The sequence below is a fragment of the Pseudomonas sp. SJZ079 genome (genome assembly GCF_007993865.1).
In the GTDB taxonomy this organism is placed as follows: Bacteria; Pseudomonadota; Gammaproteobacteria; order Pseudomonadales; family Pseudomonadaceae; genus Aquipseudomonas.
On sequence record NZ_VIUH01000031.1, the window covers coordinates 1 to 23,304 of the forward strand.

At 62.0% G+C, this 23,304-nt stretch carries 22 protein-coding genes and 2 pseudogenes; 22 read left to right on the plus strand and 2 right to left on the minus strand.

The window, feature by feature from the left end:
- Positions 1-311: 311 nt before the first annotated feature.
- From FBY03_RS20290 to FBY03_RS20335, 10 genes are all read left to right on the plus strand, one after another.
- Complete coding sequence (locus FBY03_RS20290) at positions 312-1,334, plus strand: NAD(P)H-dependent glycerol-3-phosphate dehydrogenase (RefSeq protein ID WP_147174161.1); 1,023 nt, start codon at positions 312-314, stop codon at positions 1,332-1,334.
- Between the two features lie 32 nt (positions 1,335-1,366).
- A complete protein-coding gene (locus tag FBY03_RS20295) occupies positions 1,367-1,714 on the plus strand; it encodes a DUF4389 domain-containing protein (protein ID WP_147174162.1) in 348 nt (115 codons plus the stop codon).
- 10 nt (positions 1,715-1,724) lie between these two features.
- Positions 1,725-2,186, plus strand: coding sequence for a phosphohistidine phosphatase SixA (gene sixA, locus FBY03_RS20300; RefSeq protein ID WP_147174163.1), 462 nt, complete (start codon positions 1,725-1,727; stop codon positions 2,184-2,186).
- Positions 2,187-2,304: 118 nt separating this feature from the next.
- Positions 2,305-3,972: an AMP-binding protein gene (locus FBY03_RS20305; protein WP_147174164.1), complete on the plus strand. Its 1,668-nt coding sequence runs from the start codon at positions 2,305-2,307 to the stop codon at positions 3,970-3,972.
- 99 nt (positions 3,973-4,071) lie between these two features.
- Positions 4,072-4,518, plus strand: a complete 447-nt coding sequence (locus tag FBY03_RS20310; RefSeq protein WP_147174165.1) for a hotdog fold thioesterase — start codon at positions 4,072-4,074, stop codon at positions 4,516-4,518.
- A 159-nt stretch (positions 4,519-4,677) separates the two neighbouring features.
- Entirely contained in the window at positions 4,678-5,487 is an 810-nt protein-coding gene (locus FBY03_RS20315) for an alpha/beta fold hydrolase (protein ID WP_147174166.1), read from the plus strand.
- A complete protein-coding gene (locus tag FBY03_RS20320) occupies positions 5,484-6,347 on the plus strand; it encodes an alpha/beta hydrolase (protein ID WP_147174167.1) in 864 nt (287 codons plus the stop codon). The genes FBY03_RS20315 and FBY03_RS20320 overlap by 4 nt, the downstream gene beginning before the upstream one ends.
- Before the next feature lie 50 nt (positions 6,348-6,397).
- Complete coding sequence (locus tag FBY03_RS20325) at positions 6,398-7,060, plus strand: glutathione S-transferase family protein (protein ID WP_147174168.1); 663 nt, start codon at positions 6,398-6,400, stop codon at positions 7,058-7,060.
- Between the two features lie 8 nt (positions 7,061-7,068).
- A complete protein-coding gene (locus FBY03_RS20330) occupies positions 7,069-7,872 on the plus strand; it encodes a DUF4892 domain-containing protein (RefSeq protein ID WP_147174169.1) in 804 nt (267 codons plus the stop codon).
- A 133-nt stretch (positions 7,873-8,005) separates the two neighbouring features.
- Positions 8,006-9,073, plus strand: a complete 1,068-nt coding sequence (locus FBY03_RS20335; protein WP_147174170.1) for an AI-2E family transporter — start codon at positions 8,006-8,008, stop codon at positions 9,071-9,073.
- 115 nt (positions 9,074-9,188) lie between these two features.
- Here the strand turns inward: FBY03_RS20335 and FBY03_RS20340 are convergent, their stop codons facing one another.
- Positions 9,189-10,238: a patatin-like phospholipase family protein gene (locus tag FBY03_RS20340; RefSeq protein WP_147174171.1), complete on the minus strand. Its 1,050-nt coding sequence runs from the start codon at positions 10,236-10,238 to the stop codon at positions 9,189-9,191.
- Between the two features lie 111 nt (positions 10,239-10,349).
- Here FBY03_RS20340 and selD point away from each other — a divergent pair, with 111 nt between their 5' ends.
- From selD to FBY03_RS20380, 9 genes and pseudogenes are all read left to right on the plus strand, one after another.
- Complete coding sequence (gene selD / locus FBY03_RS20345; protein ID WP_147174172.1) at positions 10,350-11,384, plus strand: selenide, water dikinase SelD; 1,035 nt, start codon at positions 10,350-10,352, stop codon at positions 11,382-11,384.
- On the plus strand, positions 11,384-12,484 hold the full coding sequence (gene mnmH / locus FBY03_RS20350) for a tRNA 2-selenouridine(34) synthase MnmH (protein ID WP_147174173.1): 1,101 nt from the start codon (positions 11,384-11,386) through the stop codon (positions 12,482-12,484). Before selD ends, mnmH begins: the two co-directional genes overlap by 1 nt.
- 80 nt (positions 12,485-12,564) lie before the next feature.
- The gene (locus FBY03_RS20355; protein WP_147174174.1) at positions 12,565-12,843 is read left to right on the plus strand and encodes a hypothetical protein; all 279 of its coding nucleotides are present in this window, start codon (positions 12,565-12,567) and stop codon (positions 12,841-12,843) included.
- Positions 12,843-13,451, plus strand: a complete 609-nt coding sequence (locus FBY03_RS20360) for a flavin reductase family protein (protein ID WP_147174175.1) — start codon at positions 12,843-12,845, stop codon at positions 13,449-13,451. Before FBY03_RS20355 ends, FBY03_RS20360 begins: the two co-directional genes overlap by 1 nt.
- Positions 13,452-14,731: 1,280 nt before the next feature.
- Positions 14,732-14,902: pseudogene (locus FBY03_RS23600) on the plus strand (HAMP domain-containing protein); the annotation flags it as partial.
- Positions 14,903-15,250: 348 nt separating this feature from the next.
- Positions 15,251-15,757: pseudogene (locus FBY03_RS23605) on the plus strand (methyl-accepting chemotaxis protein); the annotation flags it as partial.
- A gap of 99 nt (positions 15,758-15,856) precedes the next feature.
- The gene (locus FBY03_RS20370) at positions 15,857-16,774 is read left to right on the plus strand and encodes a MoxR family ATPase (RefSeq protein WP_147174177.1); all 918 of its coding nucleotides are present in this window, start codon (positions 15,857-15,859) and stop codon (positions 16,772-16,774) included.
- Between the two features lie 5 nt (positions 16,775-16,779).
- Complete coding sequence (locus tag FBY03_RS20375) at positions 16,780-17,727, plus strand: DUF58 domain-containing protein (RefSeq protein ID WP_371920801.1); 948 nt, start codon at positions 16,780-16,782, stop codon at positions 17,725-17,727.
- A complete protein-coding gene (locus FBY03_RS20380) occupies positions 17,724-19,721 on the plus strand; it encodes a DUF3488 and DUF4129 domain-containing transglutaminase family protein (protein WP_147174179.1) in 1,998 nt (665 codons plus the stop codon). Before FBY03_RS20375 ends, FBY03_RS20380 begins: the two co-directional genes overlap by 4 nt.
- Before the next feature lie 49 nt (positions 19,722-19,770).
- Here FBY03_RS20380 and merR read toward each other — a convergent pair whose 3' ends face one another.
- On the minus strand, positions 19,771-20,190 hold the full coding sequence (gene merR, locus FBY03_RS20385) for an Hg(II)-responsive transcriptional regulator (RefSeq protein ID WP_147174180.1): 420 nt from the start codon (positions 20,188-20,190) through the stop codon (positions 19,771-19,773).
- A 71-nt stretch (positions 20,191-20,261) separates the two neighbouring features.
- Between merR and merT the strand changes: the two genes are divergently transcribed.
- The 3 genes from merT (at position 20,262) to merA (ending at position 22,746) form a co-directional block, all read left to right on the plus strand.
- Complete coding sequence (gene merT, locus FBY03_RS20390; protein ID WP_147174181.1) at positions 20,262-20,612, plus strand: mercuric ion transporter MerT; 351 nt, start codon at positions 20,262-20,264, stop codon at positions 20,610-20,612.
- Positions 20,613-20,624: 12 nt separating this feature from the next.
- Positions 20,625-20,900: a mercury resistance system periplasmic binding protein MerP gene (gene merP, locus FBY03_RS20395; RefSeq protein ID WP_147174182.1), complete on the plus strand. Its 276-nt coding sequence runs from the start codon at positions 20,625-20,627 to the stop codon at positions 20,898-20,900.
- A 193-nt stretch (positions 20,901-21,093) separates the two neighbouring features.
- Positions 21,094-22,746, plus strand: coding sequence for a mercury(II) reductase (gene merA, locus FBY03_RS20405; RefSeq protein WP_147174183.1), 1,653 nt, complete (start codon positions 21,094-21,096; stop codon positions 22,744-22,746).
- The last annotated feature ends 558 nt before the right edge of the window (positions 22,747-23,304 follow it).

The following is a 23,304-nucleotide window of genomic DNA, read 5'->3' on the forward strand; positions in this document are numbered from 1 at the left end:
AAACTGCAAACCTTTCCGGTGGACCGCCACCGCCGATTCAATCCTCGAAAAGTTGCATCGACTTTGTTCGCGTATTAGCGGGACAGAACACTAGCAGGCCGTTGAAAAATGTAGCGGACGACGGCTAGGCAAGGCGAAAGCGGCCTAAACAGTGCAGCTTACCTGTTGTAAATGAGCATTTTGAGGTCGATTTCAACGCTGCACAGCCTAGCGCAGTAGTTTTCAACGGCCTGTTAAGGGCTGGCCGCGGTCCAGACGCTCCGTATAATGAATGCATAACGCCATCGTGAATGGCTCAATTCGGACTCGTTATGACTGAACAGCAACCTATCGCCGTGCTCGGCGGCGGCAGCTTCGGCACCGCAATTGCAAACTTGTTGGCCGAGAACGGCCAGCGCGTGATGCTGTGGATGCGTGACCAGCAGCAGGCTGAGGCCATCCGCCTCACCGGTGAGAACCCGCGCTACCTTAAAGGCATCAAAATTCACCCAGGCGTCGAGCCCGTCACCGACCTGCCAACCACCTTGAGCGCTTGCCAGATGGTGTTTGTAGCATTGCCCTCCAGCGCTCTGCGTCAGGTGTTGCAGCCGCTGGCCGAGCAACTTAGCGGCAAGCTGATGATCAGCACCACCAAGGGCATCGAAGCGAAGAGTTTCAAGCTGATGAGCCAGATACTCGAGGAAGTCGCCCCGCAGGCGCGGGTCGGGGTACTGTCCGGGCCGAATCTGGCGCGCGAAGTCGCCGAGCACGCGCTGACTGCTTCGGTGATTGCCAGCGAGGATGAGGAACTGTGTCTGCGCGTACAGGACGTGCTGCACGGTCGCACCTTCCGCGTGTATGCCAGCGGCGACCGCTTTGGCGTGGAGTTGGGCGGGGCGCTGAAGAACGTCTATGCGATCATCGCCGGCATGGCTGCGGCGTTGGGCATGGGTGAAAACACCCGCAGTATGCTGATCACCCGTGCACTGGCGGAGATGACGCGCTTTGCCGTGCAGCTGGGCGCCAACCCGATGACCTTTCTGGGGCTGGCCGGGGTCGGCGATTTGATCGTCACCTGCTCCTCAGCTAAGAGTCGCAACTACCAAGTTGGCTACGCCCTGGGCGAAGGCTTGAGTCTGGAGGATGCAGTGCAGCGCCTGGGCGAGGTGGCGGAAGGGGTCAACACAATCAAGGTGCTGAAGGCCAAGGCCGAGGAAATAGATGTCTACATGCCCCTGGTTGCCGGGCTGCATGCCATTGTGTTTGAAGGCTGCACCCTGGACCAGGTAATCGAAGCGCTGATGCGTGCCGAGCCGAAGACCGATGTCGACTTTATTCCAACTACGGGTTTTTAACCCCGTGCTAATGCGTTATCAGGGAGAGTGTCATGAGCGAACAGAATAAAGAGTTGGAGCGCGAGTCCATCCTGCTGCGGATTCTCTGGATGGTGCTATTCGCCATCGTTTGGCAACTGGCCGAGGTGGTGCTAGGAGCTGTGGTACTGCTGCAACTGGGCTATCGGCTGTTTTACGGGGCGCCGAATGCCGGCTTGCTCGGCTTTGGCGACAGCCTGAGCCAATATTTGGCGCAGATTGGCCGTTTCGGCACGTTCAACAGCGATGAAAAGCCGTGGCCGCTTGCCGACTGGCCAACCCCTCAGCCGCCACAAGGCGAGGCGGCGCATGCGGTGCCGCCGGCTGCGCACCCCGTGCGTGACGAAGAACCTAAGCTGTGAGTGCTGTGCAGTGAGGCTCTGGCTGCTGCGGCATGGCGAAGCGCAGGCTCAGGCGCGCAGCGATGCCGAGCGCGAACTGACCGCGCATGGCCGGACGCAGGTTCGCCAAGCGGCGAGCCTGCTGCAGGGCCGCGCGCTCGGCGCGATCATGGCCAGCCCTTATGCGCGAGCCCAGCAAACCGCCACGCTGGTGCACGAGGTGGTGGGTTTCAGCGGTGCTATACAGACGGTGCCCTGGTTGACGCCCGATAGCGATCCGCGTGAGGTGTTAGCCCAGTTGGCTCATTTCGATAGCGGCGACCTGCTGCTGGTGAGTCATCAGCCTCTGGTCGGGGCCTTGGCGGGGCTGTTGATCAACGGCCACCGGCAACAACCGCTAGCCATGCACACCGCCAGCCTGGCTGAGCTGGAGGGTGATGATCTGCTCGCCGGCTTGATGGATCTGCGCAGTCTGATCCACCCCCATCACTGAACGAAATAGCGCTACACAGCGAAACATTTCTTAACTTGCGGCTCATCTTTGTGCATGGAATAGTCAGCCGAGCAATTGCTTGGTTGGCCCCCATAAGAACTACAAAGGAGGAAGCCCTGTGGCTAATGCGATTCGTTTGCCGCTTGAAGTGTTTTACGAACGCGAGACCCGTCATCCGAATAAACGCTACATGGTGCAACCTCTGCCGGATGGTCGCCTGCAAGAGTTGAGTTGGGCCGAGGTCGGCGAGCAAGCACGCCGCGCCGCCAACTGGTTGCGCAGCCGAGAGCTGCCACAAGGCAGTCGCATCGCAATCATCTCGAAGAACTGTGCCCACTGGATCGTTGCCGATCTCGCGATCTGGATGGCTGGGCACGTGTCGGTGCCGCTATACCCGAACCTCACCGCCGAGTCGGTGCGCCAAGTGCTTGAGCATTCCGAGGCGGCGCTGGTCTTTGTCGGCAAGCTGGATGACTGGCCAAGCATGGCGCCGGGCGTTCCCGACACGCTTCCCTGCGTTGGCCTGCCGCTGCGCCCGCATGCTGAGTTCAGCTATCTGTGGGATGACCTGCAGGCCTGCACGCCGATTCAGGATGACCCCAAGCCCGCGGCCAATCGGCTCGCCACCCTCATCTATACCTCCGGTACCACCGGCACGCCAAAGGGTGTGATGCACCACTTCAGCAACCTGGGTTTCGCCGCCAGTCATGCCACCGAGCTGTTTGGTGTCGCGGAAGAGGACCGGGTGCTGTCCTATCTGCCGCTGTGTCATGTGGCCGAGCGCATGTTTGTCGAGTTGGCGTCGATCTATGGTGGGCAGACGGTGTTCTTCGCCGACAACTTGGATACTTTTCTAGAGGACCTCAAGCGCGCGCGCCCGACGATGATTTTCGGCGTGCCGCGTATCTGGACCAAGTTCCAAATGGGCGTGTACAGCAAGATGTCGGCGGAAAAACTCGACTTCCTGCTCAAGCTGCCGTTGATCGGCCGTTTGGTGGGCAAGAAAGTCTTAGCCGGGCTGGGCCTGGACGCCGTGCGCTATGCGCTATCTGGTGCCGCCCCTGTACCGGAGGCCTTGCTCGACTGGTACAAGCGCCTCGGTCTGGATGTGCTTGAGGTGTATGGCATGACCGAGAACTGCGGCTATTCGCATGTCTGTCGACCAGGTCAATACCGGCAAGGCTGGATCGGCCAGAACAGTCCCGGGGTCGAGGTGCGAATCGCCGCAGATGGTGAGGTGCAGGCACGCAGCGGCGCGACCATGCAGGGGTATTACAAGGACCCGCAGAAGACCGCGGAAACCATCACCGACGATGGCTTTCTGCGCACTGGCGACAAGGGGGAGCAGGATGCCGCGGGCAACCTGCGCCTGACCGGACGGATTAAGGAAATTTTCAAGACCAGCAAGGGCAAGTATGTTGCCCCAGCCCCGATCGAGAACCGTCTGGCGGTACATTCGCGGATCGAGCAGGTCTGCGTGGTCGGCGATGGCCTGGTGCAGCCGATGGCCCTGTGCGTGCTCTCCGAGGTCGGTCGCCAGGAGGCCGCCAACGGCGCCCGTGGCGAGTTGGAAAAGAGCCTCAAGGTGCTACTGGCCGAGGTCAATGCGACGCTCGACAAGCACGAGCGGTTACAGGGGCTGGTGCTGGTCAAGGACGCCTGGTCGGTAGACAACGGCTTCCTGACGCCCACGCTGAAAATCAAGCGTAACGTGGTCGAGGGTACCTACGCTCCGCGTTTCGCCGAATGGCTCGAGAATCGTGAAGCAGTGCTGTGGAGCCAGTAACCTGTTCTCGGACCCGCTTAGGCCTTCGGCTTAGTGGGTCCGAGAACAGCAGCGTGGCGTTCTTGGACTTTCCGGCGACCTACTTTAGAAGGATTTCCCATGAGCCTGTGGCGGCAAACTCCGAATATCGAACAACTCAATGCGACCCTGAAGAACACCATCGGCGAGCAGCTGGATATTCGCTTCGAATCCTTCGATGCAGAGTCCATCAGCGCCAGCATGGTGATCGACTCGCGGACTCATCAGCCCTATGGCCTGCTGCACGGTGGTGCCTCGGTTGTGCTGGCGGAAACCCTTGGCTCGACCGCCAGCTACCTGTGCATCGATACCAGCAAGTTCTATTGCGTGGGTTTGGAGGTGAACGCCAATCACCTGCGCGGCCTGCGCAACGGGCGAGTCACGGCAGTGGCACGGCCTATCCATCTGGGTCGGACCACGCATGTCTGGGATATTCGCCTGAGCGGCGAGGATGGCAAATCCAGCTGCATCTCGCGCTTGACCATGGCCATTGTGCCGTTGGGCGATAAGCCCTTGCCGACGCACTGAGCGTTATCCTCTGAGTGCATGCCAGCCTGCGGGGAGGGCAGGCTGGCGTGCTTCCCATCACCTTTGGCCGTAGTGCCTTCATTCACTGGCGGTTTTGTCATTGCCGCATGGGCGCCGCTGCCGGACAATTCCCCGGTCTTCCCCTATAAGTCCGCCGTCATGCCCCAGCCTGTGTTTTTCGCCCACGCCAATGGTTTTCCTTCGGCCACCTACGGCAAATTGTTTGCTGCCTTGGCGCCCGAATATGGGGTGCAGCATTTGCAGCAGCATGGCCACGACCCGCGCTTTCCGGTGAATGAGAATTGGGCCAGTCTGGTCGAGGAGTTGCTGCATCACCTCGAACAGTGCGACGCCCCGGTATGGGGCGTCGGCCACTCCCTCGGTGGGGTGCTGCATTATCATGCGGCCTTGCTCCGACCCGAGTTGTACCGCGGCGTGGTGATGCTCGATTCACCGGTATTGACCCTGGCCGACCGGATCGTCATCCGGGCTGCCAAGCGCTTTGGCTTTATCGACCGCATTACCCCGGCCGGGCGCACGCTTGGTCGGCGTGAGGAGTTCAGCGACCTGGTCGAGGCGCGGCGCTATTTCGCCGGCAAGACCCTGTTCAGCCGCTTCGATCCCGAATGCCTCGATGCCTACGTGCAACATGGTTTGCAAGATAGCGGCGCAAGCCTGCGCCTGCGTTTCGATGCCGCCACGGAAATCAGCATCTATCGCAACGTGCCGCACACCAGCCCGGGTCGGCCGCAACAGCTACAAGTGCCGCTGGCCATGGTGCGCGGTCGGCACAGTCGGGTGGTGTTGCCGCACCACAGTCGATTGATTCGACGCATGCCCAGAGGCGAGTACTTAACCCTGCCGGGTGGGCATATGTTTCCGTTGGAGCGCCCGCAGGACACCGCCGAGCTACTCAAGTCGTTGTTCAAGCGCTGGGATGGCCAGCAGCCTGCCGAGGAATCAGCATGACAGTGACGTTTGAAGAGGTACGTCTGAGCCTGCCGCATATCGAACTGGCGGCGCACCTGTATGGCCCAGAAGATGGCCAGCCGGTCATTGCCTTGCACGGTTGGCTGGATAACGCCGCCAGCTTTGCCCGCTTGGCCCCCAAGTTGCCGGGGCTGCGCATTGTTGCTCTGGATTTCGCCGGACATGGTCATTCCGATCACCGTCCCGCCGGCGCCAGTTACGTGATCTGGGATCACGTTCACGATGTCTTGCAGGTAGCCGAGCAGTTCGGCTGGCAGCGTTTTTCCTTGTTGGGGCATTCGATGGGGGCCATCGTCTCGGTGCTGTTGGCGGCTGCGCTCCCTGAGCGGGTCGAGCGTCTGGCGCTGATCGATGGCCTGATTCCCTACACCGGCGAGCCGGACAGTGCGCCACAACGGCTGGGCGAAGCACTCAAGGCGCAGATGGCGCTGGCCGGCAAGCGTAAGCCGGTGTACGCCGAGTTCGAGCGGGCGGTCGAGGCGCGCATGCGCGGCGTTGGCGCGGTCAGTCGCGAAGCCGCCGAGTTGCTCGCGCAGCGCGGTTTGATGCCGACGCGTGGCGGTTACACCTGGCGCACCGACAGCCGTTTGACCCTGCCTTCGCCCATGCGCCTGACCCGGGCCCATGCGGCGGCGTTCGTTGAGCAACTGCAGTGCCCGGTCAATCTGGTGCTGGCGGAGCAGGGCATGCTCTTGGCGCAGCCCAGGTTCAAGGAGTTGCTGGCAGATCGACCGATCATCCAAAATCGCTTGCCGGGGGGGCATCACCTGCACCTGGACGATGAGGAGGGTGCGCAGTTGGTAGCAGACTGTTTCAATAGTTTCTTGCGCCCGTCTTGACTTGCCGGAGGCAACTGCGGAAGGTTGGGCTCAATGGAATGGAGAGCCCTATGATTGATCTTTACACCGCAGCGACCCCCAATGGCCACAAGGTGTCGATCGCTCTGGAAGAGCTCCAGTTGCCGTACAGCGTGCAGGCACTGAGCTTTGACAAGCACGAGCAGAAAGCCGCAGATTTTCTGAAAATCAATCCCAACGGGCGTATTCCCGCCATAGTCGACCGCGACAATGGCGACTTCGCCGTGTTCGAGTCCGGCGCCATCCTCATCTATTTGGCCGAGTTGACTGGGCAGCTGATGCCGCACGATGGCAAAGGCCGCTCGTTGGTCATGCAGTGGCTGATGTTCCAGATGGGCGGCGTCGGCCCGATGCAGGGGCAGGCCAACGTGTTCTTCCGCTATTTTCCGGAAAAACTGCAAGGCGCCATCGACCGCTACCAGCATGAAACGCGACGGCTTTACGAGGTATTGAATTCGCGGCTGGGCGAAGCCGAGTACCTGGCCGGCGACTACAGTATTGCTGACATCGCGACGTTCCCCTGGGTACGCATCCATGACTGGGCGGGCGTTTCGCTTGAGGGCCTCGAGCATGTGCAACGCTGGGTCGCGGCGCTGGAACAGCGTCCGGCGGTGCAACGCGGCTTGCTGGTGCCGCGCCGTGAAGAGGATGAAGAGCAGCTGGTCAAGGCCGCTCAAATGATGTTGATTCGATGAGGCCGTGCATGCGTTGGTTCAGTCTGTTTAGTGGGGTTTTGCTGAGTGGCATGGTGCTGGCGGCAGAGCCGGTCGGCAGCCACGATCTGGAAGTGCTGCCGCGCTTTCCTGGGAGCAAGATAGTCGCCTTCAGCGAAGAAGCGGAACAGGAGAGGCTTTATCCGCAAGGCACTATCCGGCGTATCAGTGGCCGCTTGCGCTATGAGTATGAACTGCCGCTACAGGGGCAGTTCACCGCGGTGACCTATGAGTTACCGAAAACCCATTCGGCCGATGAAGTCTTCACCGTCGCCCGTGAGACCCTGCAGGCGCAAGGCGCCGAGTTGCTGTACTGGTGCCAGGGGCGTGAGTGCGGCGCGAGTAGCCTGTGGGCCAACGCGGTGTTCGGCAAATCGATCCTCTATGGCTCCGATGATCAGCAAGCCTATGTTCTCATGCGCTTACCTGAGCCCCGGCAGAACAGCGTGCTGGCGCTCTACAGCATCACCCGCGGCAATCGTCGCGCCTACCTGCATGCCGAGCTGTTGGTGGCCAACGCTCCGCTGGCCGAAGTGTTGCCGACACCAGCCACCCTGCTGCGTCAGTTAAAGAGCAACGGCGAGTTGCGCTTGCCCAAACAGGTCGAGCCGACACCGGCCTGGGCCACCTTGCTGGCGCGTAGCCTCAACCTCGATAGCACCTTGCGCGTCAGTCTGGCCGGTGTGCAGGCCGAAGCCTGGCGTGAAGCGTTGGTCGAGCAACGGGTGCGGGCCGCACGACTTGAATTGGGCGATGCCGAGTCTGTGGGGTTGCGCATCAGCGTGCTGCGTTAACCGGGCAGCCTGGCGGATAATGCCGATGTAGTCCCCCAAAGCACCGGCTTGCCTATTGGCTGCGTAGGCCGGTTCGCTTGCCTCGTTCTGCCCGCTAGGGCTGTTTGTCTCTTTCTCTGCTGGAGCCGTATGAATGTTCAATAACGACCGCTTGCTGGTGCAGATTCTGCTCCTCGGGCTACTCGGCGCGAGCCTGTGGGTGCTCGCGCCGTTCTGGTCGGCATTGTTTTGGGCGGCGGTACTGTCTTTCGCCAGTTGGCCGTTGATGCGCACCCTGACGCGCTGGCTGAAGGGCCGCCAAGCCGCTGCTGCAGCCTTGTTGACCGCTGGCTGGACAATCCTGGTCGCGGTGCCTTTAGTGCTACTTGGCTTCAACCTGGCCGACCACATTCGCGAAGCCACGGCCTTGCTCAAAAACCTGCAGGTCGCCGGCCTGCCGCCACCGCCGAGTTGGCTTGAAGGCTTGCCATTCGTGGGCGAGCGCCTACTGGGGTTGTGGCAGACCATCGATCAGCAGGGCGCTGCGTTCTTCGATACCGTGCGGCCGTACCTCGGCCAGGTCGGCAACTGGCTGTTGGCGCGTAGCGCTCAGGTCGGCGGCGGTATGCTGGAGCTGGCCTTGAGCCTGATTCTGGTGTTTTTCTTCTACCGTGACGGCCCGCGTTTGGCCGCATTCGTGCACAGTCTGCTGGATCGCCTGATTGGCGGGCGCGCCGAGCATTACCTGGAGCTGATCGCCGGCACCGTGCAACGGGTGGTCAATGGGGTGATAGGCACTGCTGCGGCCCAGGCTCTGCTGGCCTATATCGGCTTCATGATCGCCGGGATCCCGGGTGCGCTTTTACTGGGCTTGATGACCTTTGCCTGCAGCCTGATCATGGTCCCGCCACTGATCTGGGGCCCCGCGGTACTGTGGCTGTTCTGGCAGGGCGAGGTGGGCATGGCAGTCTTTCTCGCCGTGTGGGGCTTCCTGATAATCAGCGGGGTCGACAATATCCTCAAGCCTTACCTGATCAGCCGCGGCGGCAACCTGCCGCTGGTGGTGGTGCTGCTCGGGGTGTTTGGCGGGATTCTGGCTTTTGGCTTCATGGGCTTGTTCCTCGGCCCCACCGTGCTCGCCGTCGCCTACAGCCTGCTCAGTGACTGGGTGGCGGGTAAGGCGCCGCCAGCCAGCCCTTCATCAGAGGATCAAGTCCGCTGATTCAAGGGCCAATGTCCGGCCCGCGTGTGAGCCGCATTTGTCTCGCGCGCAAGGATGTTGGCGCCCGTTTATGGCGTGTTGGAGGGGGCAGTACGCCATGGCGCTTTCAGGAGACTCAGTGATCGCCGCGTTCGTACCTATCCAGCGTGTCGCGGGCGATCTGCCGGCCAAGCATGATCAGCTCCGGTGCGCGATAGAACTCGAAGAACCGGCAGGCGCGCTTGGGCACGTTGATCAGGATATCGGGCGGGTAGCCGGCAATCTTGTACTGGGCCAGTGAGGTCTGCATCACCTCGAAACTCTGGTTGATCAACTCGAGCAAGGACGCCGGACCGCTCATGTCGGCGACTCGCGAGCCGCTGGCGGACTTGGTCGCAGCAGCACTTTCCGTTGAGTCGGCAGACTGCTGAGGCGCAGTTGCGGCGGCATGCTGTTGCTGGCTATGAGCCTCTACGATCGGGCTGGCGACTTCTGTTTCTTCCATCAGCAACAGTTCATCGTCCTCGCCCTGCTTGCGACGGAACGAGGGCAGGCGTGAGCCGAGCGAGGCCATCAACAGGTCGAAGCGGCCTTTCAGCGCCGGTGGCCGTTCGATGACCGGCAACTGGTAGTGGCGCTGGTTGTTCGAGTTGAGGTTGACCGCGATAATCAGGTCGCAGTGACTGGACACCACCGGCACGATCGGCAGGGGGTTGAGCAGGCTGCCGTCGACCAGCATGCGCTTGCCCTGGATCACCGGGGTGAACAGGCTGGGAATTGCCGCCGAGGCGCGCATGGCTTGGTGCAGGCAGCCCTCCTGGAACCAGATCTCCTGTTGGTTGGTCAGGTCGGTGGCCACCGCCGTGAAGGGAATCGGCAGGTCTTCGATATTGATCTCGCCGAGGATCTCGCGAATGTGACCGAAGACTTTCTCGCCGCGAATGGCGCCGAGGCGAAAACTTACATCGAGCAGACGCAGCACATCGAGATAGTCCAGGCTTTCGATCCATTCGCGGTATTGTCTGAGCTTGCCGGCCGCGTAGATGCCACCGACCACCGCGCCCATGGAGCAGCCCGCGATGCAGGCGATGTCATAACCGCGCGCTTCCAGCTCTTCAATTACGCCGATGTGCGCATAACCCCGCGCGCCCCCCGATCCCAGGACCAGTGCTACCCGTTGAGCCATTTATTAATCCCCCGTAACGCATTGTTTTATCAACATACGCGCGCCAGTCGCTGGCGCCAAGACGGCATTTGCTAGAATGCCGCCGCCTGTCGACCAGTTAAGTGAGATTTCATGAGCGAGCCCATCCGTTTGACCCAGTACAGCCACGGCGCTGGCTGCGGTTGCAAGATTTCCCCCAAGGTGCTGGACGTGATCCTGGCCGGCAGCGGTGCGCAGAATCTCGACCCCAAACTGTGGGTTGGCAATGCCTCGCGCGACGATGCGGCGGTTTATGCCATCGATGGCGAGCGCGGCGTGGTCTCGACCACCGACTTCTTCATGCCCATCGTCGACGATCCCTATGACTTCGGGCGGATCGCCGCGACCAACGCGATCAGCGATATCTATGCGATGGGCGGCGATCCGCTGATGGCCATCGCCATTCTCGGCTGGCCGGTCAATCTGTTGCCCGCAGAAGTTGCCCGCGAAGTGATTCGCGGCGGCCGCGCCGTGTGTGACGAGGCGGGCATCCCGCTGGCTGGCGGACACTCCATCGATGCCCCGGAACCGATCTTCGGCCTGGCCGTCACCGGTCTGGTGGAAAAGCGCCACATGAAGCGCAACGACACCGCGCAGGTCGGCGACAAGCTGTACCTGAGCAAACCGCTGGGGATCGGCATCCTCACCACCGCCGAGAAAAAAGCCAAGCTGCGCAGCGAAGACGTCGGCCTGGCACGCGACTGGATGTGCACCCTGAACAAACCCGGCAGCCGCTTCGGCAAACTCGCCGGGGTGACCGCGATGACCGACGTGACCGGCTTCGGCCTGCTCGGTCATCTGGTCGAGATGGCCGATGGCAGCGGCCTGACCGCACAGATCGAGTTCGCCAAGGTGCCGCGTCTGGGCAGCGTCGACTATTACCTGGAGCAGGGCTGCGTCCCTGGTGGCACCCAGCGTAATTTCGACAGCTACGGCGAGAAGATTGCGCCCTTGCCCGAAGCGCACAAACTCTTGCTCTGCGATCCGCAAACCAGTGGCGGTCTGCTGGTCGCGGTGACGGCCGACGGTGAGGCGGAGTTTCTCGCGGTCGCCAGCGAACTGGGGCTTTCCCTGCAACCCATCGGCCAGATGCTCGAGCGACAGCGTTTTGCGGTCGAGGTGCTGTGATGCGCGACAATACCGACGATTACCGCAGCATCTTTCTTAACGACACGCCGATGATGGACGCGCGCGCCCCGGTTGAGTTCGACAAGGGCGCCTTTCCCCACGCGATTAACCTGCCGCTGATGGACGACATCGAGCGGCAAAAGGTCGGCACCTGCTATAAACAGCACGGCCAGCAGGCGGCCATTGCGCTTGGGCATCAGTTGGTCAGCGGTGAAACCAAGGCCGCACGGATCGAGGCTTGGGCGGCGTTTGCCCAGGCCAACCCAGAGGGTTACCTGTACTGCTTTCGCGGTGGCCTGCGTTCGCAGACCGTCCAGCAATGGCTAAAAACCGAGGCGGGTATCGCCTATCCGCTGGTGCTGGGCGGCTACAAGGCGATGCGTAGCTTCCTTCTGCAAACCACCGAGCAGGCAGTCGCACAATGCGATTTCGTGCTGGTGGGCGGCATGACCGGTACCGGCAAGACCGAGGTGATCGCTCAGCTCGATAACAGCCTGGATCTGGAGGGGCACGCCAATCATCGCGGTTCCAGCTTTGGCAAACGTGCCACCGCGCAGCCGCAGCAGATTAATTTCGAGAACGCCCTGGCCATCGACATCCTGAAAAAGCGTGCGGCGGGCATGCAACAGTTCGTGCTCGAGGATGAAGGGCGGATTATCGGTAAGTCCTCGCTACCCTTGGAGTTGTACCAGGGCATGCAGGACTACCCTCTGGTGTGGCTGGAGGACAGCCTGGCCGGGCGCGTCGAGCGCATTCTCAAGGATTACGTGATCGACCTGTGTGCCGAGTTCATCGCCTTGCAGGGCGAAGAGTCGGGCTTCAAGGCGTTTTCCGAGCGCCTGCAACAGAGCCTGAAAAATATCCTCAAACGTCTGGGTGGCGAGCGTTATCAACGCCTGGCGGCGATCATGGATCAGGCCCTGCTGGAGCAGCAGAGTCATGGGGTGGTCGACCTGCATCGCGGTTGGATCGAGGCCCTGTTGGTCGAGTATTACGACCCCATGTATGCCTACCAGCGTGAGAACAAGGCGGGCCGGATCGAGTTCGTTGGCGAACAGGCCGCGGTGGTGGAGTTTCTCCGTCAGCGAGTCCAGTTATAAGGAGCTGGCACTTTTCCATCATATGCGCGTCATACTGAGTCACAGTACGTGGTCATTTATCCATTCGAAGGGTATGAGATATGAAAGCCTGGATCTGCTTGCCGTTAATCGCTTTGCTGCTGGCCGGCTGTGCCGGTAAAACCGTCTATCGTGACAGCTGTGCCAATCAGCTGAATGCCGCCTGGCAAGAGCTCGACCTGGCCAAGGCGGAAGGCTTTGCCGGCACCGTGAGTTACTCGAAGGCCTTGTCGCTGCTCACCGCGGCGAAAACCCAGCAACAGTTCGAGGCCTATAAGGGCTGCACCAGCAAAGCCGAGCGGGCGCGTTTCTATATCCGTGAATCGCGCGCGGGGCGCTGATGCAACTCGATTTCAGTAGCCTGACACCGCTGGATGCCTACCGTTGGCTCGCGTCCACTGTGACCCCCAGGCCCATCGCCTGGGTGTCCAGCGTGTCTGCAGACGGTATCAGCAATCTCGCCCCCTTCAGCTTCTTCCAGGTGATCAGTGATGAGCCGCCGACGCTGATGGTCAACGTCAACACGCGCGCTGACGGTGGCTTCAAGGACACCCTGCGCAATGTGCAGGCAACCGGGGAGCTGGTGATCCAGCTGGTGTCCTTCGCTCAAGCCGAGGCGATGAATGCCAGTGCCGCGGCCTTGCCCCATGGCGTCAGCGAGTTCGAGCGTTGCGGGATTGCCAGCTTGGCCGGCCAGCGGGTTGCCGTGCCGCGTGTCGCTGGGGCCGCCGTGGCTTTCGAGTGTCGCTTGGCGGAAGTCCAGCCCTATCCGCGTCATGCACCTAACAGTCACCTGATCTTCGCCGAAGTACTGCTCGCTCACCTGGACGATGCAGTGCTCAACGAGAAAGGTCGGATTGACCCCTACAGCCTCGATCTGGTAGGGCGCCTGGGTGGAACCTCCTACACCCGCACCCGCGATACCTTCGAGATGAGCCGCCCAGGCTGAAGCTGCCCTGAGTCCGTCACTGAGTCTGTACAGCCAGCTTGGTTTGACTGAGCTGACTGAACAGGACAGCTAATACCCCCCTACTTGCTGCCAGGCTGCGTCTGACCGTCTCCCCGGTTACTTCGCTACAGCCGCAAATATTCCACGTTGCCGGGATTAACTTTTCAGCAGTCGAGTCGATAACCCAGAACGATGAGCTAAAAACGACATTCGATTAGCTGAAAGCACCAATCGGACGGTCAGCTAGCTTGTTCTCTGTACAGCTATGCACATATGTTGCCGGCTGGGATTCGAGCGACATTACGCCGTTTGGTAGTCATCTTGGCAAAGGGGTGGAAAGCATGTGGAACGTCCTGCAACGGCGCGTCGCCAGTTTGAGTACGGCAAAGAAACTGGCATGGGGTTTCGGTGTCGTACTCTCGCTCACGGCGGTGGTTGCGGCCACGGGCTTCTCCGCGCTGCGTGACGTGGGTCAGCGTTCGGCGCTGCTGGAACGGATGAGTTCGATCAATAGCCAGGTGCTGCAGATCCGCCGCAGCGAACAGGACTTTGCCCTGACTGGCGACATGCAGCACGCCAAGCTGTTGCACGAACAGGCTCAGGCCATCCTCGAGCGCAGCGCGGCCTTGCAGGCAGAATTGCCCGCCGCTGAGCGGCCGTTGCTGGATGAAGTGGCGGCTGCCGTTGCCGAGTATCAGGCGGCGTTCGACCGTTACGTGGAGCAGACCGATAGCATGGGCCTGTCCCTGGATGCGGCCAACTGGTTGGTGGTCAGTTCATCCAACAGTCTGGATTTGCTCAAGGACGGCTTGTCGGAAGACGGTGTCGACCTGCTTAAAAGCAGCCTGGGCGAAGAAGGCGCCGAGTCGGTGGCGCAGGCGGGTCAGATCAGCAGCATCCATCAATTATTGCTGGAGGCGCTCGATCAGGCGCGCGTGCTTCTGGAGCAGAGTCGCCGCTCAAGCGAAGCCGCGCAGACCGAGATCAAACAAGCGCGCGATGCGCAGAAACTGGCCAGTGAGCTGCGTGATGCCATGAGTGATCCGGGTTATTCCTCGGTGCTGGGGGACGTCATCATCGGCATCGACTCCTTCAACGAGCGTCTGGCCGAGTACACGCGTCACCTGCAACAGCAGAAGCAGGAACATGCCCAGTTGGTGATGCAGGCCGAACGCATCGTGGCGCTGGTAGGCGAGGGCTATACCAAGCAGAGGGCCGGCATGAAAGCCCAGTTACAGACCAGTTCCTGGCTGATTTTCCTGGCCGCGGCCCTGGCCCTGATGATTGGCCTGCTGGCCACCCTGACCATTACCTTGTTGATCGTGCGTCCGCTCAAGCAGGTGATCCAGCATGCCCGTAATATCGCCGATGGCGACCTCAGCGTTGACATCGAGGTGCAGCGCACTGATGAAGTAGGACAGCTGCTGACAGCCATGCAAGCCATGTCGCTCAGCCTGCGTGAGATGGTTGGCCGCTTACAAGGGGGCGTGACGCAGATTTCCGCCTCGGCGCAGTCGCTGTCAGCCTTGACTGAGCAGACGCGCCAGGGTGTGAATGAACAGAAAGCGGAAACCGATCAGGTGGCCACCGCGATGAGCGAGATGACCGCCACGGTGCATGATGTCGCGCGCAACGCCGAGGCTGCCGCCGGCTCTGCCGAAGAAGCAGACAAGCGGGTCACCAGTGGCGCCGAAGTGGTGCAACAGACGTTAGCCCGGATCAACCAGTTAGCCGCTGCGATGGCCACCACCACTCAGAGCATCGAGCAGCTAAGCGAAGACGCTCAACGCATCGATTCGGTTCTGGATGTAATCAAGAGCGTGGCCGAGCAGACCAATTTGCTGGCCCTCAACGCGGCCATCGAGGCGGCCCGTGCCGGCGAGCAAGGCCGCGGTTTTGCGGTAGTAGCCGACGAGGTACGCGCCCTGGCCAAGCGCACGCAACAGTCCACCGCGGAAATCGAGGGGTTGATCGCCACCCTGCGTGAAGGCGTGCGCCGCTCGGTCGAGGACATGAGCAAGAGCGGTGTTCTGGTTGAACAGACGGTACAGGATGCCAATCAAACCGAGGGGGCACTGAAAGGCATTGCCGGTTCGGTGACGCAGATATTCGAGATGAACCAGCAGATTGCGGCGGCGGCGGAACAGCAGAGTGCGGTGGCGGAGGAGATCAGTCGCAGCGTCACCCTGATCCGTGATATCGCCGACCAGTCTTCCACGGCGATGGATGAGTCAGCAGGTTCGAGCATCAAACTCGCGGAGCTGGGTGTTGAACTGCAAGGTATGGCAGGGCATTTCCGTCTCTGAGGCAGGTTTCCTTCACAGTTTCATGAGTAAAGGTTACAGGGCGCTTTGCCCGCTTCGCGCTGACCAGTAGCATCGACCCACTTGCATAAGGAGTGGGCGATGCGTACGAAACTGGAAGCCTGTCAGGGTGCGGTGAACCAGGTGCTGCTGGGTAAGGAAGCGCAGGTGCGGTTGGCGCTGACCTGTTTGCTGGCGCGCGGCCACCTGTTGATCGAAGATCTGCCCGGTATGGGCAAAACCACCCTCAGTCACGCCCTGGCCAAGGTGCTCGGCCTGAGCTTCCAGCGTATCCAGTTCACCTCCGACCTGTTGCCAGGGGACATCCTCGGCACCTCGGTGTTCGATAAGGACAGCGGGCAGTTCGTCTTTCATCCGGGGCCGATTTTCGCCGAGTTGGTGCTGGCCGATGAGATCAACCGGGCCACACCGAAGAGCCAGAGCGCCTTGCTCGAAGCCATGGAGGAGGGCCAGGTGACCATCGAGGGCGCGACCCGACCGCTGCCCGAACCGTTCTTTGTGATCGCCACACAGAACCCGGTCAGCCAGGGCGGTACCTTCGCCTTGCCAGAGTCCCAACTCGACCGTTTCCTGATGCGCCTGTCGCTCGGCTATCCCGCCAAAGCCGCTGAGAAGGCCTTGTTGCTCGGCGACTCGCGGCGCTCGCTGTTGCCGCGGCTGGAAGCGATCTCCAGTCACAGTGAACTGGCCTCGATCCAGGCCGAGGTGCCGAAAATACGCGCCAGTGATGCTCTGGTCGATTACGTGCTGCGTCTGGTCGAGGCGACGCGCAGCCAGCCGCAATTCGCCTGGGGCCTGTCGCCACGTGCCAGCCTGGCCTTGCTGGCAGCCGCCCGGGCCTGGGCCTTGCTGGCCGAGCGCGACTATGTGATTCCCGAGGATGTGCAGGCGGTGCTGCCCTCGGTGGTCGGCCACCGCCTGCGCGAGCGGGCCGATCCGAGCGGGCATGGTGGCGGGGCGTTGGTGCAGTGGTTGCTGCGCGAGGTGCCGGCACTTTGAGTCGGCTGTTCAGGTCGCGCTGGAGTCGCTGGCTGGCACGGCGCATTCCCGCTGCCGCCAGTGTGCGCCTCACGCAACGGCAAATTTTCATCATTCCCAGCCAAGTCGGGGCGGCGTTCGCCCTGGCATTGGCCCTGATGCTGCTGGCGGCGATCAACTACCAGAACAGCCTGGCCTACGGCCTGACCTTTTTGCTCGGCTCGGTGTTCATCGTCGCCATCCTGCACACCTACCGCAACCTGGCCGGGCTGGTGCTCAAGGCCGGCAGCGCGGGTGCGGTGTTCGTCGGTGAGCAGGGGCGCTTTCGGTTGCGCCTGGAAAGCACGCAGCGGGCACATCAGGCGATCGCCCTGGGTTGGCCGCCGGGTGTCTTGCAGGTGCACGACGTGCCCGCCGAAGGCGTCAGCGAATGCGAGCTGAGCATTGCCACCCAGCGCCGTGGCTGGTTGCGCCCCGGGCGGCTGCGCGTCGAGAGCCGCTTCCCCCTGGGGATTCTGCTGGCTTGGAGCTGGGTCGACCTGGATCAGGCGCTGCTGGTCTACCCGCGGCCGCTGGCCGGCGAGTTGCCGCTGACCGCCGGTGCGGATGACGATCAGCAGGAGCAGGGCACACGCGCACAGGGGCAGGGTACGGACGACTTCCAGGGGCTGCGCGACTACCAGCCGGGAGACTCGAAGCGGCGCATGCACTGGAAGGCGTACTCGCGGGGGCAGGGGCTGCTGGTCAAGGACTTCGCCGTGCTCAGCGGGCGTGACCTGAGTTTGGACTTCGACGCGCTCACGGGCGATGTCGAGCTGCGTCTGTCGCGGCTCTGTCATTGGGTGCTGCAGCTGAGCGAGCGACAGCAGCCGTTTGCCTTGCGCTTGCCCGGTTGCCTAGTGGCGCAGGACAGTGGCGAACAGCATCGCGATGCCTGCCTGCGCGTCCTGGCGCTGTTTGGCAGTGCGCCATGAGTGCTCCAATCGGTATTCCACGTGTCAGCCTGAGTTGGCTGCTGGTCGCCCAGGCCCTGGTGATCATCCCTCACCTCGCGCATTTGCCGATGTGGATCATCGCCCTGTGGCTCGGCTGTGCGGGTTGGCGTATTCAGATTTTCCGCATGCGTGCGCGCTACCCCAATGCCTGGGCCAAGGCAGGGCTGATGCTGGGCGCGGCGGTCGGCGTGTTCGTTTCCCGGGGCAGCCTGATCGGTTTGGACGCCGGCGTGGTGCTGTTGATTGCCGCATTCATTCTTAAAATGCTGGAAATGCACACGCGCCGCGATGCCCTGGTGCTGATCTTTCTCGGCTTTTTCGCGGTGGTCACCGCCTACCTGTTCGATGACAGCATTCAGCTGGCCTTATTCAGTCTGTTGCCGGTGACGACGCTGTTGGCGGCGCTGATCGGCTTGCAGCAAAGTGGCCTGGCCATGCGTCCCTGGCCGACGGCCCGGTTGGCCGCAGGGTTGCTGGTGCAAGCGCTGCCGCTGATGTTGCTGTTGTTCGTGTTGTTTCCGCGGCTGGGGCCCCTGTGGTCGATGCCAGCGCCGCACAGCAAAGGTGTCACCGGCCTGTCCGACAGCATGGCACCGGCGGACATCGCCGAGCTGAGCCGCTCGGCGGCCTTGGCCTTTCGTGCCAGTTTCGACGGCGCGGTGCCGCCGCGTGATCAGCTGTATTGGCGTGCCCTGACGCTCGAGCGTTTCGATGGCCGGCGCTGGTCGCAGGCCAGCGCCGCGCAATTGCCCCTGGCGCCGGCTTGGGACAAACGCGGGGAGCCGCTGCGCTACAGCATCGTCATGCAGCCGAGCTCGCAGCGCTGGCTGTTTGGCCTGGACGTGGCCGAAACCACGCTCGATCAAGCGCGGCAGATGAACGACTTCCGTCTGCAACGGCAACAGCCGGTCGAGCGCTCCTTGCTCTATCAGGTGACATCCTGGCCCCAGGCACTACGTGAGCCTGCGGGTACCGCTACGGGTTTGCGCCGTGCCCTGCAGCTGCCGGCTACGGGGGATCCGCGCAGCCGGGTCTGGGCCGCTGAACTCAAACGGCGCTATCCGCAGCCCGAAGAGTTGGTGCAGGCGTTGCTCGGTCACTTCAATCGTGAGCCTTATGGCTACACCTTGCGCCCGCCACAGCTCGGGGTGAACAGCATTGATGATTTCCTCTTCGACACCCGCAATGGTTTCTGCGCGCATTACGCTGGCGCCATGACCTTCGTGCTGCGCGCGGCGGGCATTCCAGCACGGGTGGTGGCGGGATATCAGGGCGGGGAATACAACCCGAGCGGCAATTACCTGCAGGTGCGCCAGTTCGATGCCCATGCCTGGGTCGAGTACTGGCAAGCCGCCAGGGGCTGGGTGAGTGTCGATCCAACCTTCCAGGTGGCTCCGGAACGTATCGAACAAGGGCTGGAGCAGGCGCTGGCCGATGAGCAGAGCTTTCTCGAAGACTCGCCCTTTTCGCCACTGCGCTACCGCCAGTTGGGCTGGCTGAATCAGTTGCGCCTGAGCTGGGACAGTCTTAACTACGGCTGGCAGCGCTGGGTGCTGGGCTATCAGGGCGCGCAGCAGCTGGAAACCTTGCAACGCTGGTTTGGCCGTATCGATGCACGCTGGTTGGCGCTCTGCCTGGTTGGTGGCGGCGGGCTGCTGTTGAGCCTGTTGGCGCTTTGCTTATTCAAGCCCTGGCAGCGCGAGCGCGACGTACAACGCCGCTTGTTTCAACGTTTCGAGCAGCTACTGGCCCGGCATGCGGTGCGCCGCGCACCGGGCGAGGGTGCGCGTGCCTATGCCGAGCGTGCGATACAGGCACTGCCCGAGCAGGCGCAGGCGATACGCGCATTCGCTGCAGCCTATGAGACGCAGCAATATGCCGGTGGCGACGCCTCTCCGGCGGTCTTGCGCGAGCATCTGCGGGCATTACGCCGCGCGTTGCCGTGGCGCTTTACGACTGGTGGACGGGAGTAGCGATTCAGGCGTTGCTCGCGACGGGCGTCCGGTTAATCCAGTGTGGTTTTCAGCACGACAGGTTATCCGTGTGCAACGCTGCGACCAACGGGCAGGACACATTGCCTTTGCGCGTATGGCAGGCGCACACAAGCTCTGACAGCGCAGCCTCTATGCGCAACAGGTCCGCCAGTTTCTCCCGTACGTCCTCAAGCTTGTGTTCAGCCAGACGGCTGGCTTCCTCGCAGTGGGTGCCATCCTCCAGTCGCAGTAATTCGGCGATCTCCTCCAGGCTGAAACCGAGCCGCTGCGCCGACTTGATAAAGCGCAGCCGCGTCACATCCGTTTCGCCATAACGACGAATGCTGCCATAGGGCTTGTCCGGCTCGGGCAACAAGCCCTTGCGCTGATAGAAGCGAATGGTTTCCACGTTGACTGCCGCGGCCTTGGCGAAGGCGCCGATGGTCAAGCTTTCAGGTTTGCTGTGCATGGCGCTTGAATCCGTACATGACTACGGACTTAACCTTAAGCCATCGATCAAACACGCGAAAGGATGAGCCGATGGCTGAATCGAAACGTACGCGTGGGGTTCTCCTCGGCGGAGGTCTGGCGGCGATTCTCGCGTCGACCTGCTGCCTGGGGCCGCTGGTGTTGCTCGCATTGGGCTTCAGTGGCGCCTGGATCGGCAATCTCACGGTGCTGGAACCCTACCGGCCGCTGTTCATCGGCGCGGCGCTGGTGGCGTTGTTTTTCGCCTACCGGCGCATTTTTCGCCCGCCACCAGCCTGCGAGCCGGGTGAGGCCTGCGTGATCCCGCAGGTGCGAACGACCTACAGGTTGCTCTTCTGGATTGTGGTCATGGTGGTCGTGGTCGCGCTCGGCTTTCCCTATGCCGCGCCTTGGTTCTATTGATTGGAGCCCACTATGAAAAAGTCATTTGCCTGCCTCGCTCTCATTGCCTGGGTTTCCCCGGCATGGGCCGCCTCCCAAACCGTCACGCTATCGGTGCCTGGCATGACCTGCGCCGCCTGCCCGATCACGGTCAAACACGCGCTCTCCAGGGTCGAGGGGGTGAGCGCGATCAAGGTGAACGTCGAGAATCGCGAAGCCATCGTCACCTTCGATGACAGCAAGACCAACGTGCAGGCGCTGAGCAGGGCGACCGAAAACGCCGGCTACCCGTCTTCGGCTAAGGAGTAGCCATGGCAAGCCCGAAGACCTTGATGCGGGTCGGCGTGGTGGGCAGGGTGCTGCTGCACGCCGATTCTGATCATCCTACTGGGGCTGATCGGCCTGCCTGCGCTTACCGGGTTTATCGGCTTGGTCCTCCATGCCATCTGGCGCAAACGCGAAGCCCAAGCGGGTCGTACACCGACTGCAACTGGACAAGACCATGATTGAAATCAGCGTAGAGGGGATGACCTGTACGGCCTGCGCCACGCAGATCGAAGCGGCATTGCAGCAGCTTGTCGGAGTGAGGCAGGCCTCGGTGTCCTATACCGAGCGCAAAGCGAGGGTACTGACGCAGGCGGGTGCCAACCCTGGGCGAATACTCGCTGCCATCGCCGCATTAGGTTATCGAGCCGCTGTCGATGAGGCCGCCACCGTCGGTAGTGCGGAGCCAATCGCTCGCCCTGACAAGGACGACAGTCGCTTGCATATCGCCGTGATCGGTAGCGGCGGCGCCGCCATGGCGGCTGCCCTCAAGGCGGCTGAAGCCGGAGCCAGGGTCACCCTGATCGAGCGCGGCATCATTGGCGGAACCTGCGTCAACGTCGGCTGTGTGCCGTCGAAAATCATGATTCGCGCGGCGCATGTGGCCCATCTGCGCTGCGAGAGTCCGTTCGACGCTGGATTGCTCGCCACGCCGCCGATCATCCTGCGTGGTCGGCTGCTGGCGCAGCAACAGGCGCGTGTGGACGAGCTGCGCCACGCCAAATATCAAGGCATTTTGCACAGCACCCCGGCGATCAGCGTGCTGCGCGGAACAGCCCGCTTCCAGGACGGCCACACGCTTCGCGTGGAACTGGTCGAGGGTGGCGAGCGCATCCTTGCCTTCGACCGTTGCCTGGTGGCCACCGGTGCGAGCCCAGCCGTTCCGCCGATTCCCGGCCTCAAGGACACGCCGTACTGGACCTCCACCGAGGCCCTAGTGAGCGATGCGATTCCCACCCGCTTGGCCGTTATCGGTTCCTCAGTGGTCGCGCTGGAGCTGGCACAGGCCTTTGCCCGCTTGGGTAGCCAGGTGACGATCCTGGCGCGCCACACGCTGTTCTACCGTGAAGACCCGGCCATCGGCGAAGCGCTGACGGCGGCCTTGCACATGGAAGGCATCGAAGTGCTGGTGCACACGCAAGCCAGCCAAGTGTTCCATGACAATGGCGAGTTCGTTCTGAGTACCCACCGCGGCGAGTTGCGTGCCGACCAACTACTCGTCGCCACCGGGCGCACGCCCAACACCCTAGACATGAATCTGCAAGGCGTCGGGGTGAAGCTGGATCAGCGCGGTGCCATCCAAGTCGACCAGGGCATGCGCACCAGCGCAGCGGCCATCTATGCGGCCGGCGACTGCACCGATCAGCCGCAGTTCGTTTATGTAGCGGCAGCAGCCGGCACCCGTGCGGCGATCAATATGACCGGCGGCGAGGCGAGCCTCGATCTCGTCCTCATGCCCACCGTGGTCTTCACCGACCCACAGGTCGCCACCGTTGGCTACAACGAGGTGCAGGCGTACCAGGCCGGGTTCGAAACCGACAGCCGTACCTTGAGCCTGGATCATCTGCCGCGCGCGTTGGTCAACTTCGACACCCGTGGTTTCATCAAGCTGGTGGCCGAAGCGGGCTCCGGTCGCCTGCTGGGCGTGCAGGCGGTGTCTGCCGAGGCGGGAGAGTTGATCCAGACCGCCGCCCTTGCCATTCGGGCGCGCATGACGGTGCAGGAGCTGGCCGACCAGTTGTTTCCCTACCTGACCATGGTCGAGGGGTTGAAGCTCGCGGCGCAGACCTTTTTCAAGGACATCAACCAGTTGTCCTGCTGTGCGGGTTAAGCGGTAAAAGTGCTCGCAGCATGTCGAGCCCCGTCAGGCTCGGGTTAGCCAAGACAATCCGGCTCGCCTAGTGCTTGACCTGGGAACATGGTCCAAGGATGAGCGGAGAGCTGTGTTGCACTGATGACCTGTAACTGGCCGTCAGTTTCCACAGGTACTCAAGCTATCGCTCTTGGAAATCACCTCATGAAGCCAAACGAACTGTAGAAATTTCAGCGTCGTGTGTGTCCTGCCTGCCAAGCCGCCATCGATCTGGTCAAACGTATTGCCTGCACCCCGTGTGCGGTCTCGGTGCTTGCTATGAACGACATCAGCATCGCGAAACGGGCCCGGGATTTGGGCGTTCGTTCGGTGCCTGGCTGATGTTCCTCCCTGGGCTGATGATGAGTCAGGATAAGTAGTCGACAAGGCGGTAAGTGATCCGCTTGGCCGACGACGAGCATCACCCCCGCTGAAACGAGCAGTGGCAGGCGTGTTCATCCCGCACGTCAGCCACTTGACGCTGCTGCCGTTTTCCCCTGTCAATTGACCGAAGCACCACTTTGCTGGGCTACCTCC